Here is a 5,592-nt window from a genome sequence, read left to right as displayed (position 1 = left end):
TGAGGAGCCGGCGCCGGTACGGCAGCCGGAGAGCCGCCCGACCTTCGGCTCGCTGGGCAGCGTGACGCCGAAGGAGGACCCGGAGCCCGTCGCCCCGGAGCCGGTGCACGACCTGCCGCCGGTCGCCCCGCCGGTCACGCCGTCACCGCGGCCCACCTACACGGACAGCGCGGCCGAGGAACTGGACGTACCGGACTTCCTCAAGTGATAGGACAGCACGACACCGTGGGCGGCGCGCACTTCGCCTTCACCGACCGGTGGGGCGGGGTGAGCGCCGTTCCGTACGAGGAGCTCAACCTCGGCGGCGCGGTGGGCGACGACCCCGGCGCCGTACGCGCCAACCGGGAGCGGGCGGCCGGCTCCCTCGGACTCGACCCGGCCCGGGTGGTCTGGATGAACCAGGTGCACGGCGCGGACGTGGCGGTGGTGGACGGTCCGTGGGGAGCCGCGGCGGACATCCCGTCCGTCGACGCTGTCGTGACCGGGCAGCGGGGTCTGGCCCTCGCCGTACTCACCGCCGACTGCGTGCCGGTGCTGCTCGCCGACCCCGTCGCCGGCGTCGCCGCCGCGGCCCACGCCGGACGGCCCGGCATGGTGGCCGGGGTGGTCCCCGCCGCCGTACGCGCCATGGCCGGACTCGGAGCCGACCCGGCCCGGATCGTCGCCCGCACCGGACCGGCCGTGTGCGGCCGCTGCTACGAGGTGCCCGGGGCGATGCGCGCGGAGGTGGCCGCCGTCGAGCCGACGGCGCACGCCGAGACGAGTTGGGGCACTCCGGCCGTCGACGTGAGCGCCGGTGTGCACGCGCAACTGGAGCGCCTCGGGGTGCACGACCGGCAGCAGTCGCCGGTGTGCACGCGGGAGTCGGGGGACCACTTCTCGTACCGCCGCGACCGCACCACGGGTCGGCTCGCGGGCTATGTCTGGCTGGACTGATGGGGCACGACGGACGCATGACGGACCGCAGGAACGACCGTAGAGAAGAACTCGCCGCGAATCTGGCGAAGGTGGAGCGGCGCATCGCCGCGGCGTGCGCCGCCGCGGGCCGGCCGCGCGAGGAGGTGACCCTCGTCGTGGTCACCAAGACCTACCCGGCCGCGGATGTGCGGATCCTGTCGGAACTCGGTGTGCGTCATGTGGCCGAGAACCGGGACCAGGAGGCGGCGCCCAAGGCCGCCGAGTGTGCGGACCTGCCGCTGACTTGGCATTTCGTTGGTCAACTTCAGACCAACAAGGTGCGATCCGTGGTCGGTTATGCCGATATCGTGCAGTCCGTCGACCGTTCCCGGCTGGTCGCGGCGCTGTCGAAGGAGGCCGTGCGGGCAGGGCGGGAGCTGGGCTGCCTCATCCAGGTCGCGCTCGACGCGGGAGCGGGCGGACGGGGGGAGCGGGGAGGCGTGGCACCGGGCGGAATCGAAGAGTTGGCCGACCTCGTCGCCCGTTCCGAGGGGCTGCGGCTCGACGGGCTGATGACCGTCGCCCCGCTGACCGGCGAGTACGCCGGCCGTCAACAGGCGGCGTTCGAGCGGCTCATGGATTTGTCGGCCGACCTGCGCGTCGCCCATCCGGCTGCCACCATGGTCTCGGCAGGGATGAGCGGGGACCTCGAGCAGGCCGTGGCGGCCGGGGCGACACATGTACGCGTCGGTACCGCGGTACTCGGAGTCCGCCCCAGGCTCGGGTAACGTCGCCAAGAGTCGGACCACAACAGAAAATATGGTCAATACCGCCGAATATGGCGCAACGACCTCGTGGATCGCGGGCACTTGGCGGTCGTCAGCGGATCCACCACAGAGCGGAGGACTCAGAGCATGGCCGGCGCGATGCGCAAAATGGCGGTCTACCTCGGCCTCGTGGAGGACGATGGGTACGACGGCCGGGGATTCGACCCCGATGACGACTTCGAACCCGAGCTGGACCCGGAGCCCGAGCGGGACCGCCGACGGCACGAGCCGTCGCACCCGTCGCACGGGGCGCATCAGTCCCAAAGGGATGAACCGGTACGAGTGGTGCAGCCTCCGGCGCCGCGCGAACCGGTGTCCCATTCCGCTTCGCTCCCGGCGGAATCCGGGCGTCCGGCGCGCATCGCGCCCGTGGCATCCATCACACAAGAACGCGCAAGCCTGGAGAAGAACGCACCGGTGATCATGCCCAAGGTCGTGTCGGAACGTGAGCCGTACCGGATCACCACACTTCACCCCCGGACCTACAACGAGGCCCGTACCATCGGGGAACACTTCCGTGAGGGCACTCCGGTGATCATGAATCTGACTGAGATGGATGACACAGACGCGAAGCGACTTGTCGACTTTGCGGCGGGTTTGGTGTTTGGTCTTCACGGCAGTATCGAGCGGGTGACGCAGAAGGTGTTCCTGTTGTCGCCTGCTAACGTCGATGTCACGGCGGAGGACAAGGCCCGCATCGCAGAGGGCGGGTTCTTCAACCAGAGCTGAGACGTACTACCGCAACACTGGCTAGAGCTGGCACGGAAACAGGGGAGAGGGAAGCACCGATCATGGGTGTGGCCATGGAGGTTCTCTACATCGCGCTGATGGTGTTCCTCATCGTGCTCATCTTCCGGCTGGTCATGGACTACGTGTTCCAGTTCGCCCGCTCATGGCAACCCGGCAAGGCGATGGTGGTCGTTCTGGAGGCCACCTACACTGTCACCGATCCACCGCTGAAGCTTCTGCGGCGGTTCATCCCGCCGTTGCGTCTCGGGGGCGTGGCGCTAGACCTGTCCTTCTTCGTTCTGATGATCATCGTCTACATCCTGATCTCCGTCGTGGGAAGCCTCGCGAGGTGACCAGTGGACGATACGGTCTTGCCGACTGCCGATGACTACGTTGAGGTGAAGAGATGCCGTTGACCCCCGAGGACGTGCGGAACAAGCAGTTCACGACCGTCCGCCTCCGAGAAGGCTATGACGAGGACGAGGTCGATGCCTTCCTCGACGAGGTCGAAGCCGAGCTGACCCGCCTGCTCCGCGAGAACGAGGACCTGCGCGCCAAACTGGCCGCGGCCACGCGTGCCGCCGCCCAGAACCAGCAGAACATGCGCAAGCCCCCGGAGGATCAGCAGCATCCGCAGCAGCAGCAGGGCATGCGAGGGCCCGGCGCTCCGGTGCCCGCCGGGATATCGGGCCCACCGCAGCAGCAGATGGGCGGCCCCATGGGTGGTCCGCCCCAGCTGCCCAGCGGTGCCCCGCAGCTGCCCGCCGGCCCGGGTGGTCAGGGTGGTCAGGGTCCTCAGGGTCCGGGTCCGATGGGTCAGGGTCCGATGGGTCAGGGTCCTCAGGGTCCGGGTCCGATGGGCCAGGGTCCGATGGGTCCGGGTCCGATGGGCCAGGGTCCGATGGGTCAGGGTCCGATGGGCGGCCCCGGCCCGATGCAGGGCATGGGTCCCGGTCCGATGGGCGGCCCCGGCCCCATGGGCGGTCCCGGTCCGATGGGCCAGGGTCCCGGTGGCGACAGCGCCGCGCGCGTTCTGTCGCTGGCCCAGCAGACCGCCGACCAGGCGATCGCCGAGGCGCGTTCCGAGGCCAACAAGATCGTGGGAGAGGCGCGTTCGCGGGCCGAGGGCCTGGAGCGTGACGCCCGCGCCAAGGCCGACGCGCTGGAGCGGGACGCGCAGGAGAAGCACCGTGTGGCGATGGGCTCCCTGGAGTCCGCCCGCGCCACGCTGGAGCGCAAGGTCGAGGACCTGCGGGGCTTCGAGCGCGAGTACCGTACGCGGCTGAAGTCGTACCTGGAGTCCCAGCTGCGTCAGCTGGAGACCCAGTCCGACGACTCGCTGGCCCCGCCGCGGACGCCGGCGGCCGCGTCGCTGCCGCCGTCCCCGGCGCCCTCCATGGCTCCGGCCGGCGCGAGCGCCCCGTCGTACGGCGGCAACCAGCCGATGGGCGGCGGGCCGAGCCCGTCCGGGCCGTCCTACGGCGGGCAGCAGCAGATGTCCCCGGCGATGACCCAGCCGATGGCGCCGGTGCGCCCGCAGGGGCCGTCGCCGATGGGACAGGCGCCCTCGCCCATGCGGGGCTTCCTGATCGACGAGGACGACAACTGAGCGGCCCGTGACGGGTTCTGTGTGACGAAGTAGGCATCGGCAGCCTGTGAGAACGGCCCCGGAGGGAAATCCTCCGGGGCCGTTCTCGTGTGTGGGCGGTGCGTGTGTGCGGGTGGGGCGGGTGCGTGTCCGGAAGGGGCTGTCGCCCCCGCCGCCCCTACCCGCCCCGTCCCCAGGGGCTCCGCCCCTTCGACCCCTCCGGGGACCGTGCCCGGCTGCGGGTGGTCGGTGGCTGGTCGCGCGGTTCCCCACGCCCCTTGGAGACCCCCTGCAGGGGGTCTCCAAGGGGCGGAGCCGGAGGGCTACGCCTTGCGGAGGCGGAACGTCAGGGACAGGCCCTCGTCGGTGACCGCGTCGCCGAACGTGTCGTCCGCCTCGCCCTGGGCGAAGTCCGTCGCCAGGACCTCCTCGGAGATGAGGCCGGCGTGCTCGCTCAGCGCGGCGATCGTCGCCGGGTCCGTCGCGGTCCAGCGGAGCGCGATGCGGTCGGCCACGTCGAGGCCGCTGTTCTTGCGGGCCTCCTGGATGAGGCGGATCGCGTCCCGGGCCAGGCCCGCACGCCGCAGCTCCTCCGTGATCTCCAGGTCCAGCGCCACCGTCGCGCCCGCGTCGGACGCCACCGACCAGCCCTCGCGCGGAGTCTCCGTGATGATCACCTCGTCCGGGGCGAGGGTGACGGTCTCGCCGTCCACCTCCACCGACGCCGTGCCCTCCCGCAGCGCCAGCGACAGCGCCGCCGCGTCCGCGTTCGCGATGGCCTTGGCCACGTCCTGGACCCGCTTGCCGAACCGCTTGCCCAGCGCCCGGAAGTTGGCCTTCGCGGTGGTGTCCACCAAGGACCCGCCGACCTCGCTCAGCGACGCCAGGGAGGAGACGTTCAGCTCCTCCGTGATCTGCGCGTGCAGCTCCCGGTCCAGGGACTCGAAGCCCGCCGCCGCGACCAGCGCGCGCGAGAGCGGCTGGCGCGTCTTGACGCCCGACTCCGCGCGCGTGGCACGGCCCAGCTCCACCAGCCGCCGGACCAGCACCATCTGCTGCGACAGCTCCGGGTCGATCGCCGGCAGATCCGACTCCGGCCAGGTGGCCAGGTGCACCGACTCCGGCGCGCCCGGGGTCACCGGCACGACCAGGTCCTGCCAGACCCGCTCGGTGATGAAGGGGGTGATCGGCGCCATCAGCCGGGTCACCGTCTCCAGCACGTCGTGCAGCGTGCGCAGCGCGGCCTTCTCGCCCTGCCAGAAGCGGCGGCGCGAGCGGCGGACGTACCAGTTCGACAGGTCGTCGACGAACGCGGACAGCAGCTTGCCGGCGCGCTGGGTGTCGTACCCCTCCAGTGCCCGCGTGACCTGGTCGGTCAGCGCGTGCAGCTCACTGAGCAGCCAGCGGTCGAGCAGCGGGCGGTCGGCCGGGGCCGGGTCGGCCCCGGAGGGCGCCCAGGCGGACGTACGCGCGTACAGCGCCTGGAAGGCGACCGTGTTCCAGTACGTCAGGAGCGTCTTGCGGACGACCTCCTGGATGGTGCCGTGGCCC

At 71.2% G+C, this 5,592-nt stretch carries 6 protein-coding genes and 1 pseudogene; 6 read left to right on the top strand and 1 reads right to left on the bottom strand.

Annotated features, from left to right (window positions below; all coding sequences use genetic code 11):
* The 6 genes and pseudogenes from RH94_RS45780 to RH94_RS36295 form a co-directional block, all read left to right on the top strand.
* Positions 1-208 (top strand): annotated as a pseudogene (locus RH94_RS45780) (cell division protein FtsZ); the annotation flags it as partial.
* Positions 205-936 carry a peptidoglycan editing factor PgeF gene (gene pgeF / locus RH94_RS36315; protein WP_073952539.1) on the top strand — a complete coding sequence of 244 codons (732 nt, stop codon included), beginning with the start codon at positions 205-207 and terminating at the stop codon, positions 934-936. The pseudogene RH94_RS45780 and the gene pgeF, both read left to right, overlap by 4 nt.
* A 17-nt stretch (positions 937-953) precedes the next feature.
* On the top strand, positions 954-1,685 hold the full coding sequence (locus RH94_RS36310) for a YggS family pyridoxal phosphate-dependent enzyme (protein ID WP_073952646.1): 732 nt from the start codon (positions 954-956) through the stop codon (positions 1,683-1,685).
* 126 nt (positions 1,686-1,811) lie between these two features.
* A complete protein-coding gene (locus RH94_RS36305) occupies positions 1,812-2,453 on the top strand; it encodes a cell division protein SepF (protein ID WP_073952538.1) in 642 nt (213 codons plus the stop codon).
* A 62-nt stretch (positions 2,454-2,515) separates the two neighbouring features.
* Entirely contained in the window at positions 2,516-2,806 is a 291-nt protein-coding gene (locus RH94_RS36300) for a YggT family protein (RefSeq protein WP_073952537.1), read from the top strand.
* A gap of 53 nt (positions 2,807-2,859) precedes the next feature.
* Positions 2,860-4,062 carry a DivIVA domain-containing protein gene (locus RH94_RS36295; protein ID WP_073952536.1) on the top strand — a complete coding sequence of 401 codons (1,203 nt, stop codon included), beginning with the start codon at positions 2,860-2,862 and terminating at the stop codon, positions 4,060-4,062.
* Positions 4,063-4,364: 302 nt separating this feature from the next.
* Here the strand turns inward: RH94_RS36295 and RH94_RS45775 are convergent.
* On the bottom strand, positions 4,365-5,592 hold a 1,228-nt coding region (locus RH94_RS45775), incomplete at its 5' end, for a DUF5915 domain-containing protein (protein ID WP_234426284.1).

It is taken from the genome of Streptomyces kebangsaanensis (assembly GCF_001906585.1).
Taxonomy (GTDB): domain Bacteria; phylum Actinomycetota; class Actinomycetes; order Streptomycetales; family Streptomycetaceae; genus Streptomyces; species Streptomyces kebangsaanensis.
Note: the sequence above shows the minus strand (reverse complement) of the source record. Positions and strands in the feature narration are given on the sequence as shown.

Coding starts and splice junctions, on each gene's coding strand:
- RH94_RS36295 (WP_073952536.1), top strand. CDS start 2,860: ATGCCGTTGACCCCCGAGGACGTGCGGAACAAGCAGTTCACGACCGTC.
- RH94_RS36300 (WP_073952537.1), top strand. CDS start 2,516: ATGGGTGTGGCCATGGAGGTTCTCTACATCGCGCTGATGGTGTTCCTC.
- RH94_RS36305 (WP_073952538.1), top strand. CDS start 1,812: ATGGCCGGCGCGATGCGCAAAATGGCGGTCTACCTCGGCCTCGTGGAG.
- RH94_RS36310 (WP_073952646.1), top strand. CDS start 954: ATGACGGACCGCAGGAACGACCGTAGAGAAGAACTCGCCGCGAATCTG.